Here is a 19,181-nt window from a genome sequence, read left to right on the forward strand (position 1 = left end):
ATGACGAACATCAGAATAGAAGTTTTAAATAAATGTAAGCAAATTAGCCACAGGTGGCTAGTCAACATTTACTCGATTTACATAAGCAAAGAACTACCATTAAAATTATACGAAGAAATTTGTGAATTATTTTATAATAAAGTCATACAAGATTGTTGTTATTATTCTTACAACAAAAATCTCGAAGAAGTTCAATATGATTTCATAGAATCACAAGCAAAGTGGGGCTTGGAGATAAGCTTTTTACCTGGCATGACCGATAACGTAGGAAACACGGCAAAACAAATTGTTAGAGAATATCTAATGAGCAAAGGCCACATTGATGAAAGTGTTTCTATCAAGGCAAGAAGTTCAAAATTGATTCTAAGTCAAGGAGGTTTTCCAATCGAAGATGACATAAAACAGGAATTCAATCCTATTACTGAATATTGCACACTTGTCTATAAAGAAAACGGCAATTGCCATTGGAAGTATTACAGTAAACCAAATACCCCACCTGGTGTCATTACAGCGCGTGACCAGGAAAAAAAAGAATGGATTCCGGTGTCAAGCACTGGGATGACACCAGGTAATAATGGAGCAAAATCTGTCAAACTCAATGTAAGTGACCAAGAGCTTGAAAAAATCAGCAGAGATGGAATCGATGGTAATGGCACTTTAGGGCTCTCGCTGGCATCAATGAAAGCTATAAAGGATTACTTTAAAAAACTCGGTAGAAATCCATATGATATTGAACTTGAGTCTCTGGCACAGACTTGGTCTGAACATTGTAAACACAATATTTTTTGCTCCCCTATTGATGAAATAAAAGATGGTCTATATGCTCATTATATTAAGCGTGCAACGCGTGAGATAAATTCTAACATATGCGTGTCAGTTTTCTCCGACAACGCAGGAGGAATAATTTTTGATGACGATTACTTGATTGTAGATAAAGTTGAAACTCACAATAGTCCTTCAGCTCTCGATCCGTTCGGTGGAGCAATGACTGGAGTGCTTGGAGTTAATCGAGATGTAGTCGGTTTTGGCAAAGGTGCAGAACCTATCATGAATACTTATTACTTTTGCTTTGCCAAAGAATCAAAAGGCAAACTTTATAGAGATAAAGAGCGTACTGATAAAATCTTACCACCAAAATATATAATGAAAGAAGTGATTCACGGTGTTAATGTTGCTGGTAATTGCTCCGGTATTCCAACGCAACTTGGATCGGTATACTTTGACGATAGATTCTGTGGAAAGCCATTAGTTTTTGTTGGAAGCATCGGAATTATTCCACGGAATATAAATAATGCACCTTCACACATAAAAGAACCCAAAAACGGTGATAAAATCGTAATTATTGGTGGAAGAGTTGGAAGGGACGGAATTCACGGTGCAACTTTTTCTTCAGAGGCATTGTCGGGAAACAGCCCTTCAACAATTGTGCAAATTGGTGATCCTATAACACAAAAAAAATTATCCAACGCCGTCGTAAAAGCAAGAGATCTTGGTCTTTATAATGCAATAACGGATAATGGAGCAGGCGGTCTATCATCGTCCATTGGTGAAATGGGAAAAGACGGATTTGAAGTTGATTTGAGCAAGGTTCTCCTTAAAAACGATGGTATGGCTCCGTGGGAAATATGGATATCAGAATCACAAGAGAGAATGACCTTAGCAGTGCCAGAAGAAAATCTTCCTGCGTTTAAGCAAATCATGAAAACACATGATGTGGAGGTCTGTGTAATTGGAGAATTCAACAAAAGTGGCAAAGCCGTTGTTAAATGTCCCCCAGGAGAAGTAATAATGGACATCGAAACTGAATTTCTGCATGACGGTAATCCCAAAGTGCATTTACAGACGAAACCGTGGTCTAAGGAGTCTGCTGTATCCTTTCCTGTCATCCCAGTGCTTGACACTGGGATCCAGCAGGTAAAGCCTGCAAACATTTTACGCCAAAACCCATACGATGGTAGAGCTGAGCGTGAAATGGATTCCAGTCTCAGCTACTTGCATGACACCTTTGAACTAAAAGAAATGCTAAGCAGACCAAACATACGCAGCAAAGAGTTTATAGTGGTGCAATATGACCATGAGGTTCAAGGATCGTCAATACTGAAACCACTGCAAGGCAAGGGAAGAGTGTGCAGCGAAGCTGTTGTCTCGAGGCCAGTCCTTTCTTCAAACAAAGGTGTTGTAAAATCGCAGGGATTTGGCTCAAGTTATGGAGAAATTGACACTTATCACATGGCAGCATGTGCGATTGACACTGCCATACGCAACTACGTAGCTGCAGGAGGAAATATAAATCATCTAGCGTTGCTCGATAATTTTTGCTGGTGTGATGCTTATAATCCAGAAAGATTGTGGCAACTAAAGAGAGCTGCAGAGGCTTGTTACAACTTTGCAACTGCATTTAAAACACCATTCATATCCGGAAAAGACAGTATGTTCAATGACTTCAAGGGATATGATGAAAATGGCGAGAAAGTGATAATCTCTGCACCACCTTCATTACTCATCTCAGCAATTGGAATTATAGAAAATATTGAAAATGCGGTATCGCTTGATGTGAAAATGCCAGGGGACTTGATATATGTGCTTGGTACAACCCACGATGAGCTTGGTAGATCTGAATATCAGTTATATAGTGGAATAGATAATAACAACGTGCCAAAAGTTAATGCAAAGAGCGCTAGGAAGTTGTATGAACGTTACAACCAGGCAATAAAAGATGGCATAATTGTCTCTGCAATTGCACCAAACTTAGGCGGCTTAATTATTGCTTTGGCAAAATCGCTAATTGCAGGAGACCTTGGTGCTGAAATTGATCTTTCACTAGTACCAATAGGAAAAACACAAAATACAGACATAATAAACAAGATAATAATGTTTTCTGAATCGCAAAGTAGAATATTAGTAACCATTGCCCCGCAAAATCAGCGGAAGTTTGAAGAATTGTTTAAAGGTATAGTTTTTTCATGTATTGGAAAAGTGACAGAGGAGAAAGCTCTCAATATAAAGGATATTATAAGAATAGATTTGAAAGACTTAGGTACTAGTTTAAATAACTTTTGATTACGCTAGACAAATTTTTCATTATGTGTAATGTCTGATTAAAATAAATGCATATTATTAAATTTGGGTAGGTGATTATGTCCATTTTATCAATACTCTTGCTTATCAGTCTTTCTTTACTTAACACTTCAAATAAATTAATGATATGTGCTGCCTTATTTGTGGGAGCTACTTTAGTTGTAAACTCAATGGTTGAGTTTTATGGTAGAAGCAAAGCTACTTACAGCTTAATAGTGTGTACAGTGATATGCTGTCTTTTTAAATTGCAAAATTTTAGTTTTATGATACTGGTTCTATATACTGCAATTTTAATCTCTCTTCTCTCAAGCATAGTTGTTTTTGAAGAATTAAAGTCGAAATTGAATTTTCATATGGCAAATTTCATCACTTTAATTATAGCATCGGTCATTGATAGTACGATTATTTGTGTTGGACTACTATACAAAATTTCTGCAGGTAAATGCTTATCAATATATATTAAAGATTTAATTTTCAAGTTTTCCTATGCATCGATATTGAGTATCTGCTTGTTTGTAGGAATGTATTTATTCTCCTTGGCAAGCAAGAAGTATTTTAAGGTTTCTGCATAACCCGTCTTCTGATATAGCCAAAATAGTTTAGATTTAACTATAACCGTCATTCCGCTATTTGTTAGCAGCTTGGCAGTATAATGTGAAAAGCTCTTATTCGGATAGCGGTTCTAAAATCAAAGTAATTGGAAACTGTTAACTTAAGTTATCCTTTAAGAGAGCTAGTACAATTTCTTACAGGTTTCATACATGATAAGAGTTTTATTTTTAGCTAAACCAATTGAAATAAGCTATAAAATCTGTTAAAGTCAGCTTTGTGCAAGCACCCTTAGCTCAGTTGGATTAGAGCATTTGACTACGGATCAAAAGGTCGGGCGTTCAAGTCGCTCAGGGTGCACCATATTTTATAGGAAATAGAGGTCATACTTGAAATTCATATATGTAATACCTATCTTCAAAGGTAAAATACTGAGCTATTATATATGAACAAAAAAGACTACTATGATCTGCTAGAAGTGAGCAGAAATGCTAGTACTGACGAGATAAAAAAAGCATATAAAAAACTAGCATTAAAATATCATCCTGACAGAAATCCTGGTAATAAGGAAGCAGAGGAAAAATTTAAAGAAGTAACAGCTGCATATGAAGTTCTATCTGACTCTGAAAAAAGAGCAGGTTATGATCGTTATGGTCACGATGGTGCTTCCGGTGGATTTGATTTCAGCCAAGCTGGAGGGGATTTTAGCGATATATTTAACGATTTTTTTGGTGGAGGATTCGGCGGCAGTACAAGTAGGTCAAGAACAAAAAGAAGTACAACAGGAGTATCTGGAGCAGATCTGCGCTACGACCTTAAAATTACCTTGGAAGATGCATTTAAAGGAATACAAGCACCTATACATTATGTGACAAATATAAAATGTAATACATGCCAAGGCACAGGTAGCGAAGGAGCAATCAAACCAGTTCAGTGCAACACATGCCAGGGAAGCGGTAGAATTAGAACTCAACAGGGCTTTTTTACCATTGAAAGAACGTGTACTACATGCTATGGGGAAGGAGAAATAATACAAAATAAATGTAAGAAATGCGGTGGAAGTGGACGTAAAAGAGATGAAGTAAATATCTCCGTTTCAATTCCAAAAGGCATAGAAGAAGGAGCTAAGGTAAGGGTCAGTGGTAAAGGAGAAGCTGGAGCAAGAGGTGGAAAAAGCGGAGATTTATACGTATGTGTGAAAATAGCTACTCATCAGATCTTCACTCGCAATAGAGCAGATTTACACTGTAAAGTGCCTATAAGAATGACACTAGCAGTACTTGGTGGTGAAATCGATATTCAATCAATTGATGGAGCTAAAATAAAAGTAAAGGTCCCTGAAGGCACTCAAACTGGTACCAAACTACGTTGTAGGGAAAAGGGTATGCCATATATGAACTCACATGCTCGTGGTGATTTATACGTACAGGTAATAGTTGAGACTTTAAATCCAAAGAATTTAACCCAAAAGCAGATTGAGCTATTAAAAGCGCTTGAGGAAGGGGAACATGAAAGTGTAGAGCAGAAATCTGAAGGATTCTTTGGAAAAGTAAAAAAAAAATGAGAAATTTGCTAAATGATATAAAGAGGTAGCTGTCTACACTTAATTCTTTTTACCAATTTGAAAGCCTTCTCTTTTAGTGAAAAGATTTTTTTAAGTTATGCAAAAGTGATAAATTCCTTTATTTAAGGTCGAAGTTTTGCTATCCTCGCATTTTAATAATTTAAAATTAATGAACATAAACAAAAATGAGTTTTTATTTCTTCCTCTTGGAGGAGTAGGAAGAATTGGGATGAACGTTAGCCTATATCATTATCAAGGCAAGTGGATTATGATCGACCTTGGTATCGGTTTTGCAGATGAAACTATGCCAGGTGTTGAGCTACTCATTGCTGATGTAGATTTTATTGCTCAAAGAAAAAAAGATTTGCTTGGAATAATAATTACACATGCACATGAAGATCACTGTGGTGCAGTGCCTCATCTGTGGGAAGATTTGCAATGTCCCATATATACAACAAAGTTTACAGTTAATTTTCTCAAGGAGAAACTAAAGGAGTTTCGATTGGAAGGTGTGGTACCTGTGAAAGAGGTAGACATAAATGGCAGCATAAATTTGGGTCCTTTTACCGTTGAGTTTATAAATGTAATTCACTCAATTCCTGAGGCAAATTCAATATTAATTAGCACTGAAGCAGGTAGTGCACTTCATACTGGGGACTGGAAATTTGATCCAAAACCTGTTGTTGGATTAATTTCTAATATAGAGCGTTTAAAAGAAATTGGCGATAAAGGTGATCTACTTGCAGCAATTTGTGATTCAACAAACATACTGAGCAAACACGACCCTGAATCAGAAAGTGAAATTTATGATAATATTTACAATATAATAAAGCGGTCTAAAAAATTGGTTGCTGTCTCGCTATTTGCCTCGAATGTGGCGCGAATTGAAACAATAAGCCAAGCTGCAAAAGCACTAAATAGAAAAGTGGTTTTACTTGGCAGATCTTTATGGAGAATAGTGAAAGTTGCTCAGGATAGTGGTTATTTAACTGATTCTCCTGAGTTTCTAGAAGCAAAGGAGGCAGTAAATTTTCCAAGGGAAAAGCTGGTGCTACTTTGCACAGGTTGTCAAGGTGAGCCACTGGCAGCTACCGCAAGACTTGCCGCTAAGAGTCATCAAGCATTTAAAATGCAGCAAGGTGATACCATGATCTTTTCATCAAAAATCATTCCTGGCAATGAAACTCGTGCACATAACATGCTCAATGCCTTTATTGAGATGGGAGTGGAAGTTATTACTGAAAAAACAGAGAATGTTCATGCTTCCGGACATCCAGTAAAAGCAGAGCTAAGGGAAATGTATTCTTTGATAAAACCTAAGATGTCTATTCCGGTTCATGGTGAGTATATTCATACGGATGCACATGTAAAGTTTGCTAAAGAGTGCGGTGTGAAAAAAGCAATAATGATTGCACCAGGTGATATTGTTAATTTGGAAAATGGGGAAAAAGTTAGCTCCATTGATGTCGACTACTTTGGTATTGATGGTATGTTACTCCGTCATCCAGAATGCAGCGTTATAAAAATGCGTGAGAGAATGAGAGATGCCGGAGCTATCGTAGTGACAGCAGTTGTAAACAAGAAAAATAAACTGCTTGCTAAGCCAAAAGTATTTGCACCTGGTGTTTTCGAAGCGCAAAAAGATGCAGCCATTATGCAAAAGATCATAAAGAAGGTTGAGTCAGCATTTGACTCACAGCCGATAAAAAAAATAAGAAATAAAATTGAGAGCTCAATATTTAGTATCTTAAAAGAATATTTACTAAAAAGACCTATAATTGAAGTCCAGATAGAACAGGTATAGAAATACACCTTTTTTTATTAACCATTATTTGAGTAAGAAGTTAACAATGTATTCTTTGATGTTATTTCAGCATGCAATACTGGAATCCGTAAAAAAAAATCAGTGTCAGATCACACAACTATACAAACATTGTGATTTGAATCTACCAGAAGGGTGCCATCTCAACGCCCATGCAAACATTGTAGTTTTAGAGCAATCTCCACCAGTAGGGTGTCATCCCAGTGCTCTGAAACTGGAATCCAGTTTTTCATGCAACCTTGTCAAAGACGTTTATTTTAGAATAAAACAGCTACTTTTATGCTTGCCACCTCAGTGCACTTACTTGCAGTCAAATTTCTGGATTCCAGTGTCAAGTACTGCAGAAATTGATTTACTCTACTGTCATGCAGTTTAACTTCAAAAGTAAGCTATTTGCTGAGATGACAGGAGGTAATGCAAGAAATCTAATGAAGCTATTCGTTCAACTGGTGTTATTTATTTCGTTATTTATTCCTTATTCCACAAAAGCTGTTTTATATGTTGATATAAAAAAAAGCAATATTGGTAATATTGATCTTGTTGTATCTAAATGTGCATGCAAGACAGAAGTGGAAAGTGAGCTAAGTGAAAGCATCACAAAAGTAATTGAAACAAATCTATCTAATTGTGGCTTATTTAATGTGAAACGTGACGCGAAAGTTGAGTCTTGGAAAAGCGATACTGTAGTCACAGTAAGTTTAAGTGAAGTATCAAACAGAAATTTAGAGCTATCTTTTCGTTTATCTGACAGCTTTACAAACAGAGAATTGCTTACTCAGTCGGTTGTTTTTCTAGCAAAAGACTGGAGGAAAATTAGTCATCTTGTTTCAGATCTGATACATGATAGATTGATTGGTGAGAAAGGGCATTTCAATACAAAAATTACATATATCGCTGAAGAAAAAGATAGCAATTACAAATCCGTCCGTAAAATTGCTGTGATGAATCAAGATGGAAGTAATATAAAGTACTTAACAAATGGTGAGAAATTTGTGTCAACACCAAGATTTTCACCAAATGGAAAGGGTATTGTTTATATCTCATACACAAATGGTAAAAGTTATATAATATTAAAAAATTTAAAAGATAACACTGAATCAATAATCAGCGCATTTGAAGGAGTTATTTCTGCACCAAGATTTTCTCCTGATGGTAAATCTCTTTTTATTTCCCACTCATTGAGTGGTGAAACAAATATATTATCTCTAGACTTAAACAGTAAACGAACAAAAAAAATTACTAAAGGTTCAGCTATAAGTACTTCTCCCTCTTTGTCTCCAGATCAAAAGTACATGGTTTTTAGTTCTGATATAAGTGGAAGTCAGCAACTATATATCATAGATTTCACTAAAAAAAGCAAAAAACCCAAGAGAATTAGTTTTGGAAATGGAAGATATGCTACACCTGTTTGGTCGCCAAAAGGAGATCTGATAGCTTTTACAAAAATTCAGTCAGGAAAATTTTACATAGGAGTTATGAAGCCAGATGGCAAAGAAGAGCGCTTGCTTTCAGAGGGACATAAAATTGAATCTCCGGCATGGCTACCAAATGGCAGAGAAATTATCTTCACTAACGCAGAATCACCAAGCAACTCTAAATTATATTTAGTAGATTTAGTAAAGAAAAATCAAAAAATGGTTTTTACTCCAACGAATGCTTCTTTACCAGATTGGTCTTATTTTTGAAAGTAGATCTATAAAATCGTTATAAATCTTGCTTTATCTTAATCGTTTATAACCTTCGGTACTACGAAATACCCATGCTCCGATTTTGTATTGGATAATATTTCTTCTTTAATGTTTTGAGAATTTATAATATCATCGCGTACATGAATATCCTTATCTATAGTTCCATAACGCATAGGAGAAACACCTTCAGTATTAACTTTCAACAAAGTATCATGTATCCAATCCAGCATTGTCAGTTCTTTTGAGTAGTATTGAATCTCATCATCGGATAACTTAATCCTCACAAGCTGTGCAGTTTTAAGCATTTCTTCTTTAGTAATTGTTATTTTTCTCTTATTTGCAAATTCTATTAACGAAGTGATAACATCTTCTGTTGATCTAGCTGGCACTCTTACCTCCTTGCATAAAGCAAATTAAAATATTTGCAATTGAAACAACCTCTATCTTATCATTTTTTTCAAATTTGTGAAATACGGTGTCCGTAATTACTAATTTATCCAGAGAAGAGGAAGAGATTTTCTCAACTGCATTTCCTGAAAGTATTCCATGTGTAATGCATGAAACTACAGACTTTGCTCCTCGGTTTTTTAAAGCAAGAGCTGCATTACATAATGTTCCGCCAGAGTCAACTATATCATCAACAATGACGCAATTTTTGTTTGCAACTTCTCCGATTACATTCATTACCTCAGATGTACCTGCTTTTTCTCTATATTTATCTACTACAACAATATCATTATCTAACTTGTATTTTTCCTCTAAAATCTTTGCAAAAGCACGAGCTCTGCCAATTGCTCCAACATCAGGCGCAACTATTGCCAAGTTTTCCTTGTATATAGAGTTAACAAATACTTCAAAACAGCTTAGATTAGTAACTGGTATATCAAAAAAACCTTCAATTTGACTTGAATGCAAATCAATAGCAGCAACACTGTTTGCACCAGCTGTTTGAATAAGATTTGCAGTTAATTTAGCACTTAAAGCAGATTGCATATTATTGTTTTTAATAACCCTATCCTGCCTACTGTATCCGTAATAAGGAATAATAGCCGTTATTCTCTTGGCTCCTGACCTCTTTGCTGCATCAATTGTAAGCAAAAGCTCCATAAGGTTATCATTTACAGGAGAAGAAAGAGATTGTACTACGTATACTTCTTGATTATGTAGATTATTTGCTACTTCTACATTTACCTCACCATCGGCAAATCTTGATACCTGAGTAGGTAATAGCTGAGCATTTAGCCCACTTGCTATTGAATCTCCTAATCGTTTACTAGCGCTACCTATTATTACCTTCATATATACCAATTAAGTTTTGAAAATTATACAGAAACCATGGAATGATTAAAACTTTATTCTTGCCGTCAAGTAGCTCATAGAAAAGAAAAAGTTACTCGAAACATTTCACTAGCTTTCTTATCATGATATGTATAACAATGTTACAAAAAATAATATCATAGAATTCAATAGGATAATTCCTAGAAAACCTCTACATACTAAAAAAAGCAAAATGCTGTTAAAATGAGCTTAAGAATAATAAGAATAAATAGCAAACATCTAACATAACAATTCTATTTGTAAATCAGATGAGACTTATCCTATAGAAAGCTTTCGAACTACGCAAGCGTATCTTTTGCCTTTAGTATTTCTTTAAACCTGCTGCAAAAGAGTGGGAATGGTTATAAAATAGGGAGGTATAGCAAGAGAATAGAGAGGGAAGATGAGCTTAAACTACCATAATCTAAAAGAACATCCGAGAAATTTTCGAGATGTAACAGGTTTGAAAATAGAAGAATTCGAAAAGATTGTAGAAAAGTGCGCCCAGAGTGGGAAAAAGTTCAAGAACAGAAGAAATGCCATGGAAGAACGTCAAGATTGCCTGTATTGGAAGATAAAATACTCTGTATAATTCTATAGACCTGCTGCAAAAGAGACGAAATTTCCCGAATTATTTATAATGAACCCTTACGATCACATTCTGGGGACGTACATCAGAAAACTTTTATATTATTAGTTTTGTAGTAAAATTATATGAGTACATCGTATCTATTAAATCAGAAGCTTTATGGATTACAGATTGAGAGCTTATTTGTTTGGGGTTATCTGGTTTATACTTAGCTTACTTAGTAGTGTAGCTAATGATACTATATCAAAATATCTAAGTTTACATCTTCAGAGTTTTGAAATAATTTTTTTCCGCTTTCTGTTTACCACTATTACCCTTGTACCTTTTATATTTTACTATGGAATAGAAACTTTTAAAACAAGTCAAATATCTACTCAAATAACCAGGGGTGGGTTGTTGTTTTGTGGAATGACCTTATGGACTTACGGGTTGACTGTTTTCCCCATAGTAACTGCAACGATTATAAGTTTTTCTATACCATTATTTGTTATACTTCTTGCAATCCCTTTGCTAAACGAAAATATAATTTGGCAAAGATGGATAGTAGCTGTTATTGGCTTTGTTGGTATTGCTATTACTACCAAAGCTCATAGTGAAGATTTTAATCCTAAAATTCTTATTTTTATTGTATCTGCATTGATCTTTGCTATATTGGATATACTTAATAAGAAACTTGTAATAAAAGAGTCAGTAATAAGTATGTTATTTTATTCAGCTCTAACGACAACTATTTTTTCTACTCCACCTTTGTTATTTTATTGGCATATGCCTTCCTTATTGGAGTTAGTATTACTGCTGATTTTAGGAATAAGTTCAAACCTAATTCTGTTCTTCATGTTAAAAGCTTTTGCTCTTACTGATGCTACTGCACTTGCACCGTATAGATACATAGAGCTAATAATTTCTGCAATAGTAACATACGTTATATTTAATGAATTACCTGATAAAAGTGCTTTATATGGTACTTTGATATTAATACCATCAACCTTATTTATAGCTTATTCGGAAGGTAAGGCAATTAAGAAAAATAATCTAACAACAAAAGTTTATAATTGTTAATGGTATTTATTTTAGATGCTAAGCTATATTTTTAAGGTGATAATAAAATGCACATAACTATTATAGGAGTAGGGTATGTAGGATTAGTATCTGGTACAATGTTATCGGAGCAGGGCCATAAAGTTGATTGCATTGACATAAATACTGAGAAGATTGAACTTTTGAAATCAGGGAAAATTCCTCTATATGAACCTGGATTAGCAGATTATTTAGAGAATAATATAAAGTCACAAAGGATAAGATTTTTCGATTCGTATTTTCAAATAAATCCCAATACAGAAGTAGTATTTATAACTGTAGATACTCCATCAGACTCCCTAGGAAATGCAAATTTACAGAATGTATATAATGCAGTAAGTGAAGTTTCTGAGAGAGTTAATCAAGATTGCTTAATAGTGATAAAGTCAACTGTTCCTCCTGGTACTGCAGAAAATATACATAATTATTTATCTAATAAGGGCTATAATTTTGATTTAGGAGTTAATCCAGAGTTTCTCAAGCAAGGCTCTGCAGTATCAGATTTTTTATACCCAGATAGGATAATAATAGGAGTAAAAACTAAGCTAGCTAGAGCAAAACTAGAAGTTATATATAAATCATTTATAGATAAGAATATTCCGTTAATGGTCACTGATACAGTTACTGCTGAAATGATTAAATATGCTTCTAATGCTTTTCTAGCAACAAAGGTTGCTTTTATCAATGAGATGGCAGGTTTATGTGAGCTATTAGGAGCAGACATTGACCTTTTAGCTAACAGTATGGGAATGGACCATAGAATAGGTAAGGAATTTCTCAAAGCTGGTCCAGGATTTGGAGGATCATGTTTTCCTAAAGATTTGTCAGCTTTAATAAGGCTTGCTGAAGATCACAATGTCAAGCTACAAATTTTAAATTCAGTTAAGGAATCTAACTATAATCATATAACAAACATTGCTAAAAAGGTAGAATATGTATTAAATGGAGTCCAAAATAAAAAAATAGCAATATGGGGGCTAACTTTTAAGTCTGGTACTGATGATGTAAGAAATAGCCCAGCTATAGATATTGCACAATTGTTAGTGAATAACAAGGCTAAAATTACTGCATATGACCCAATGGGGATGGATAATGCTAGGCAAGTTCTAAAGGATATAGAATACGCGGACAATGCTATAGGGGCTGCAAGGGACGCGGAAGCCTTGTTATTGTTAACGGAGTGGAAAGAATTTAAAAATCAAGATTTTGCAAGTTTAAAGAGTATTATGGCTGCACCTAATGTTTTTGATTTCCGTAATTTATTAGATAGCGAGCTATTACTAAGATATGGTTACCATGTTTATTCTTTGGGTAAAAAATCTATCTACAAAGTTTAACTGTTGAGAAATTTTTTTACACCGCTTTACTTAGTTTTTTTAGATCTTTGCTTGATAGTATGGAAAAGCAAACGAGTGCAACAACAGAGCAAATGGAAAAAAATGAAAACATAATACTGTTACCACAGTGCTTAACAAGTACTCCTAAGAGCACGCATGAAAATATTGAACTTGCAATATACCCAAATAATCCTGTTAAGCTTACAATTGCACATACATTATTTTGTGGAGCAATTTCTACAGCTATAACACCTGTCAGTACTTGCACTCCAAATATAAAGAATCCTGATAAGATTGCACCAAGGTTTATAAGAATTATGTTTTGACCAAAGTTCATTGCAATAAAAGTGAGTGCTATACCCAACATATAAAGTGATGCCAGCAAGCTTCTATTTTGAAAGAAGTACATATCACTAATTCTTCCTGTTATTAAAGTTCCAAGGATTCCACCTAAATCATATACGCCTGTTATTAGTGAGGATTGTACAAGAGAAATTTGTAATTTATTCTTTAAAATTATAGGAAACCAAAAGAAGATTCCCATTTTTATAATATAAGCACAAAAAGTAGCACAACATAGAAACCATATGGAACTTGTTACCTTGATACCTATTTGAGATTTCTGCACCTTATAATAGGTAATAAAGTTGGCACTTTCTTTGTAATATGCCTTTAATATTATATAAATTCCAAAAAGTAAGCATAAGAAACCAGAGTACAAAAATGCACTTTTTGCATCATATATTTTAATTATACTTGGTAATACAATTAAAGTAATACAAGAACCAAGTTGCTGAGATGCGCTCATAACTCCCCATGATGATGCAATTGAAGAGATGCTAGAGTTTGTAACCATAAACTTGGTAATAGCTGGCCAACCTAACCCTTGTGTCCAAGCTAATAATATTAATGTTAACAGTAATAAAGTTAGATTATTATATGATAAAGTTATACCAATGGTTAATAATCCAGTTGCAATATTGCATAGCCCAAACATAAATAATGGATTATTTTTGGAGTCCATGATTATTCCATTAACAAATTTTGATACTCCATAAAAAAAAGAAAAGCAGGCAAAAAAATAGCTTAATTTTACATGGTCAGTATCTATTAACAGTGGTAGAGCAATTGGTATACTTTGTCTTGATAAATAAAGCAGCATATATCCACAGAAGAATAGTAAATATTGAAAGAAGACAAAGTTCACACCTATTCCCAAATAGCTCTATGCAGATGCTAGCATAATACTATATTGGTATAATATTGTTTGACAAGAAGTTTGCAAACAATTAGTGCAGAAAATTACTTACTTAGTATCTTTCTTATAGCAGATACAGTAGCATTAATATCTTCATAGCTTATATCTCTATGTGTTATAGCTCTGATTTTACCTTTGATGTTAGCCATTCTAATTCCATAATTTGTCATTAGTACGTTTATTAATTCTTGAGTAGATATACAATTAGTACGTAATGAAAAATACGCTATATTAGTTTTATATAGGTCGATATCAATTATAACTTGATCTATGGAGTCTAGGCCTTCTATAAGGTGCTGCATTTTTTTATGATCTTCTTCTAAAGAATTTACATTATTACGTAGAGCATATAAACATGCAGCTGAAATAATGCCAGCTTGGTGCATACCTCCGCCAATTTGAAACTTATAGTACCAAGATTTTTCAATAAACTCTTCACTTCCAAGCAATATTGCGCCCATTGGAGCACCTAATCCTTTACTAAAATCAATGAATACCGAATCAAAATAACTTGCATACTCCTTTGGAGATATTTTAGTATGAGCACAAGCGTTGAACAGTCTTGCTCCATCTAAATGAGTGAATACGTCATTCTCTTTGCAGAGACTTGAGATCTCTTGAATATATTCTAAAGGCCACACAGCTCCACCACCAAAATTTGTCGTTTGTTCGATAGAAACAAGCCCAACTCTCGGAATATTTCTTAAACTAGGACGAGTAATAAACTCAACAATTTGTTCTCCAGTAAATATTCCTCTCGTACCTTTGATGGGCAAAGGAGTAGCATGTGCCTGGGCTGCGATCAAGCCAGATTGTACTATGAGTGGATGTGAAGTTTCATCAAGGAGCAAGTAATCACCAGGTCTTTGAATGTGTACTTTATAGGCAATTACATTGGACATCGTTCCTGAAATCAAAAAGATTCCTGCAGGTTTACCTAATATTTTACATGCGGTTGCCACTAATTCGTTCACAGTTGGATCTTCACATGCAGCTTCGTTTCCAACTTTTGCTTTAGCCATCGCTTCCCTCATTTTAGCTGAAGGGTCAGTGTTTGAATCGCTAAAGAAATCTATTTTTACTCTCATATTAAATTTAACACAACCTCCTTTATAATTTCAGCAGCTTTCATGATGTCTGTTTCCTTTGTGCCAAGATGGGTAACTGCTCTTATATGAGACTCGAGCCAAGGAAAAAGCAATAAACCATAAGCTTGGCACTTACTCAAGAAAACCTCATTAGTTACATTTAGTGCTTTTATACTAAAGCTTACTATATTAGTTTCTGGATAAGGTAGTACCAGTTTTATGTGTGGAATTTCTTTAATCTTATCTGCAAGTAATTTAGCGAGCTTATTATCTTCTTTAAGCCTAGAGATATTATTCTGTAGTACGTATTTTGCTGCATTAGCACAATACCCTATCTGATGATAACCACTACCTAGCCAAACCTGTAGCTTTTTAGCCCTTTCAATTATCTCTCTTTTACCCATAAGCATTGAACCAAAAGGAGCGCCAAGTCCTTTAGTAAAAGAAAAGCTCATTGTATCCACATATTTAGCATAATCTGCTAAAGCAATATTTGTTTCGATATGAGCATTAAATATTCTTGCACCGTCTAAATGAAGATTTACATTGTGAGCTTTTAAAAAGTGATATAACTCGACTTGTTTTTCAAAAGGATAAATTTTACCATTAAACCCATTTATACTATTTTCTATAGAAACAAGACTCACCTGAGCAAAAATTTTATACCTCGGCTTAGAATTAATAGCATATTCTACTTCATCAACATCTAAGATTCCGCTATTATTTCTAATACAATTAAATACGATATTATTTACTTTTGCATTGCCTGCGCTATCGAAAAAATTAACGTGATAATTATAATGAGTTATTAGTTCATCACCAGGACTTGTTTGACTGGCAATGGCTAATCTATTTGCAAGCATACCGCTGGTTGCAAATAATGCTTCTTCTACTTTGAATAATTGTTTGCAATATTCTGATAAGTCATTACAGCTTTTGTCTTCACCATAAGCAAAATCTCCAACAGTTGCATTACTTATTGCATGTATAACGTTGGAGCTCTGCAGAGTTGTAGTGTCACTTCTCAGATCAATAATTTTTTCCATCTTATTTTTTGCCATTCAAACAACCAATTTGAGCATTCCAAAGTTCCTTGTAAAGACCTTGCTTAGAAACTAATTCAGCGTGTTTACCATCTTGGACAATTTTTCCTTTGTTAAATACTAGAATTCGGTCCATGTGTAAAAGTGTAGAAATACGGTGTGCTATAGTAATCGTAGTTTTATTTTTCATCAATTTGAATAAACTCATTTGAATTGTTTTTTCTGTTATAGAATCTAACTGACTAGTTGGTTCATCAAGAAATAATATTGGAGCATTTTTTAAAAATGCCCTTGCTATTATTATTCTTTGTCTTTCTCCTCCAGATAGCTTGATGCCTTTTTCTCCGACTGTAGTTCCATATTGATCTGGTAGAGTCATAATGAAATCGTGAATACCAGCCAGCTTTGCAGCTCTCATTATTTCTGCGATAGTAGATTGAAGTCTACCATATATGATATTTGCTAAAATAGTATCATGAAATAACAATGGGTCTTGAGGTATTACAGATATTTGTTGCCTCAAAGAACTCTGTGTAACTTCTGATACTATTTGATTATCAATCTGTATATTACCTTTTTTAACATCAAATAGCCTTAGGATTAAGTTTATAAAAGTAGATTTACCACCTCCAGAATAACCAACTAGACCTACTTTTTCGCAAGGATTAATGGTAACTGAGAAATCTTGAAATAATGGCTCCTGACCTTCATAAGAAAAAGAAACATTATTAAACGTTATTCTTCCACTTAATAAATTTAATTCTTTAGCATTTTCCTTATCTTGAATTTCTGGTACAGTAGTCAAGATTGGCAATGCATCTGAAACTTTGCCGAAATGAGTAGAAAATTGCGTAAGATTCCTAGTTAGATGGTTAAGAAACTCTATGATCGATATATTAATTCCAAGTACAAGAGCAATATCTCCTATTGCGATTTTGTTCAATTGATAATCATAAATTAAAAAATACAAGTTTACTGCTTGGAGTATATCAAATGAATAGCCATATATAAACCAAAGACAAAAGTATGCCCATTGTAATTTTCTCTCTGCAATAGTTCTTTTCTTGCATATTTGAAAAAATTTGTGTCTCTCATGTGCTTGCTGAGAAAATAACCTTACTGATATAACATTTAAAATACTATCTGCTATACTAGCTATTACTTGTGAATTTTGTTTAGAGTAATTATCAGCTAGTTCAGTAAGTACACGAAAGCTGAAAATCGATACTAAAATAAAAACGCTTACCCAAGTGAATGTAGCGATTGCAAATTTTATGTTTACTAATGATAAGGTATAAATAGCTAAGACTAATGCTATGCTGTAACCGAAAAAACAATCTATAAGCAATCTTATTAACTCTATCACACTGTCCATTAAGTTACTGACCTTATGTACTAAGCTTCCAGATAAATTGTTCTGATAATAGGAATGGTCTTGCTGGAGTAGCCTACAAAAAGACATATCAGCTATCTTTTGACGCATTAAGGTAAACATTCGAATGTCAACAAAATAGCCATAGAATCTAAAAGCAGTAGTGATAAGTAATGCCATACCAAGATAAGCGCTTACAGGTAATAAAAGATTTTCAATTACATTACCTTCCTGATATTTTACAGCTGTATCGAGAATATTTTTTACTAAATACTTTCTAACAGACAAATCAACAGCTACCACCAGGGCAACTAAAGACATTATAAGTACATTAAGTTTGAATTTGGATACTATATTCAGGATGAACATCAATACACATTTGAAGCTATCAACTCTACTTCTGTTCATTTACAATGCTAGCTCCACTACGTTGACTTTTTTATTGAGAAATACAAGTAGTGAAAACCATAAATTTTTGTATATTTTTCCTGAGATGTCTCCAGCATCATGTAGTGCTGATGCTTGATTCAGAATAAGTAGCTTATATAAATCTCGCTTAGCCTCAGTAGTGTCGATCTCAGAAATATTTGTAGTTGTGTCTGTAATAAAGGCTAACCAGCTCTTGATAAGTTCTTCCATGTTTTTTACTTTTATACTTTCCTGGTAGCAAAATAATGACAAGCATTCTCTCAGTATAGATTCTGTTAACTCACCACAATTGAGTATACCAAAAACTGAAGGCTGAGGTTTTGGCACATAGGGAAGATCTTGATCTTTTACAATCCACCTTGTTACATAAGCAAATCTATCTTTAGCATCTGTATTCTTATCACTACCATGCCATAACCGTGAATCAAAAACTATCGCATCTCCTGCTGAAATAGGTAGTGACTTAATTTTGTAATTTTCTTGGTTATTTGAGTATTGATCAAAAAAATATGGGTACCAAAAATCAACTAAAGGCTGTATTTCCCATTTATGACTGTTTTCTATAATTTGCAGTGCACCTGAAGTTTCACTTACATTATTCAAAGCCAACCAAACAGAAAAGTGGTAAGGATCATTGAAACTATAGGAGATGTCTTGATGGAAGGGAACTGCATCTATTAAATCAGCAGTTTTACATATAACATTTGATTTTTTCTGCAGTATCTGACACTGAAGTGACTTTTCAAGGTAAATTTTAATAATTTCATCTAATACTTGAGAGATAATTCTAGTTACTCGAGATGACGTGCCCCATCTGCCGGTACAGTTTAAGTAGTCAGAAGTTGAAACACTTAGTTCTTGGGATAGCTTTGATATCTTATTTGTTATATCACTTAAAGACTGAGTTATTAGCTCTAAAGGAACCAGATTTTTGATAATAAAAAAACCATTTTTTTGTAATGTTTCCATG

General features: G+C 34.1%; 14 protein-coding genes and 1 tRNA gene. 8 read left to right on the forward strand and 7 right to left on the reverse strand.

Going from position 1 to position 19,181, the window contains the following annotated elements:
* The 5 genes from OPS21_RS05575 (at nucleotide 1) to OPS21_RS05595 (ending at nucleotide 8,698) form a co-directional block, all read left to right on the forward strand.
* On the forward strand, nucleotides 1-3,060 hold the full coding sequence (locus OPS21_RS05575; protein ID WP_264337076.1) for a phosphoribosylformylglycinamidine synthase subunit PurL: 3,060 nt from the start codon (nucleotides 1-3) through the stop codon (nucleotides 3,058-3,060).
* 852 nt (nucleotides 3,061-3,912) lie between these two features.
* A tRNA-Arg gene (locus OPS21_RS05580) sits at nucleotides 3,913-3,990 on the forward strand.
* An 82-nt stretch (nucleotides 3,991-4,072) separates the two neighbouring features.
* On the forward strand, nucleotides 4,073-5,191 hold the full coding sequence (gene dnaJ, locus OPS21_RS05585) for a molecular chaperone DnaJ (protein ID WP_264337075.1): 1,119 nt from the start codon (nucleotides 4,073-4,075) through the stop codon (nucleotides 5,189-5,191).
* A 169-nt stretch (nucleotides 5,192-5,360) separates the two neighbouring features.
* Nucleotides 5,361-6,995, forward strand: a complete 1,635-nt coding sequence (locus tag OPS21_RS05590) for a ribonuclease J (protein ID WP_265027595.1) — start codon at nucleotides 5,361-5,363, stop codon at nucleotides 6,993-6,995.
* A 446-nt stretch (nucleotides 6,996-7,441) separates the two neighbouring features.
* Nucleotides 7,442-8,698, forward strand: coding sequence for a Tol-Pal system protein TolB (locus OPS21_RS05595; protein ID WP_026092717.1), 1,257 nt, complete (start codon nucleotides 7,442-7,444; stop codon nucleotides 8,696-8,698).
* Nucleotides 8,699-8,736: 38 nt separating this feature from the next.
* On the opposite strand, the gene gatC is transcribed toward OPS21_RS05595, so the two are convergent.
* Nucleotides 8,737-9,090 (reverse strand): Asp-tRNA(Asn)/Glu-tRNA(Gln) amidotransferase subunit GatC, encoded by a 354-nt coding sequence (gene gatC, locus OPS21_RS05600; protein WP_007302647.1) that lies wholly within the window; start codon nucleotides 9,088-9,090, stop codon nucleotides 8,737-8,739.
* A complete protein-coding gene (locus tag OPS21_RS05605; protein ID WP_264337073.1) occupies nucleotides 9,080-10,000 on the reverse strand; it encodes a ribose-phosphate diphosphokinase in 921 nt (306 codons plus the stop codon). Before OPS21_RS05605 ends, gatC begins: the two co-directional genes overlap by 11 nt.
* A 421-nt stretch (nucleotides 10,001-10,421) precedes the next feature.
* On the opposite strand from OPS21_RS05605, the gene OPS21_RS05610 reads away from it, so the two are divergent.
* The 3 genes from OPS21_RS05610 to OPS21_RS05620 all read left to right on the forward strand — a co-directional run bounded on the left by OPS21_RS05610 (nucleotide 10,422) and on the right by OPS21_RS05620 (nucleotide 13,021).
* On the forward strand, nucleotides 10,422-10,610 hold the full coding sequence (locus tag OPS21_RS05610; RefSeq protein ID WP_264337072.1) for a hypothetical protein: 189 nt from the start codon (nucleotides 10,422-10,424) through the stop codon (nucleotides 10,608-10,610).
* 156 nt (nucleotides 10,611-10,766) lie between these two features.
* Nucleotides 10,767-11,666 (forward strand): DMT family transporter, encoded by a 900-nt coding sequence (locus tag OPS21_RS05615; RefSeq protein WP_264337071.1) that lies wholly within the window; start codon nucleotides 10,767-10,769, stop codon nucleotides 11,664-11,666.
* A gap of 47 nt (nucleotides 11,667-11,713) precedes the next feature.
* On the forward strand, nucleotides 11,714-13,021 hold the full coding sequence (locus OPS21_RS05620) for a UDP-glucose dehydrogenase family protein (RefSeq protein WP_264337070.1): 1,308 nt from the start codon (nucleotides 11,714-11,716) through the stop codon (nucleotides 13,019-13,021).
* A 16-nt stretch (nucleotides 13,022-13,037) separates the two neighbouring features.
* On the opposite strand, the gene OPS21_RS05625 is transcribed toward OPS21_RS05620, so the two are convergent.
* The 5 genes from OPS21_RS05625 to OPS21_RS05645 form a co-directional block, all read right to left on the reverse strand.
* A complete protein-coding gene (locus OPS21_RS05625) occupies nucleotides 13,038-14,183 on the reverse strand; it encodes an MFS transporter (protein WP_265027596.1) in 1,146 nt (381 codons plus the stop codon).
* Nucleotides 14,184-14,323: 140 nt separating this feature from the next.
* Entirely contained in the window at nucleotides 14,324-15,367 is a 1,044-nt protein-coding gene (locus tag OPS21_RS05630; protein WP_264337068.1) for a threonine aldolase family protein, read from the reverse strand.
* Nucleotides 15,364-16,413, reverse strand: coding sequence for a threonine aldolase family protein (locus OPS21_RS05635; RefSeq protein WP_264337278.1), 1,050 nt, complete (start codon nucleotides 16,411-16,413; stop codon nucleotides 15,364-15,366). The genes OPS21_RS05630 and OPS21_RS05635 overlap by 4 nt, the downstream gene beginning before the upstream one ends.
* A 1-nt stretch (nucleotide 16,414) precedes the next feature.
* Nucleotides 16,415-18,190: an ABC transporter ATP-binding protein gene (locus OPS21_RS05640; protein WP_264337067.1), complete on the reverse strand. Its 1,776-nt coding sequence runs from the start codon at nucleotides 18,188-18,190 to the stop codon at nucleotides 16,415-16,417.
* Nucleotides 18,191-19,180, reverse strand: coding sequence for a phytanoyl-CoA dioxygenase family protein (locus tag OPS21_RS05645; RefSeq protein ID WP_264337065.1), 990 nt, complete (start codon nucleotides 19,178-19,180; stop codon nucleotides 18,191-18,193). It abuts the gene before it with no gap.
* Between the last annotated feature and the right edge of the window lies 1 nt (nucleotide 19,181).

The organism is Wolbachia endosymbiont (group B) of Chorthippus parallelus, assembly GCF_947251815.1.
Classification (GTDB): Bacteria; Pseudomonadota; Alphaproteobacteria; order Rickettsiales; family Anaplasmataceae; genus Wolbachia.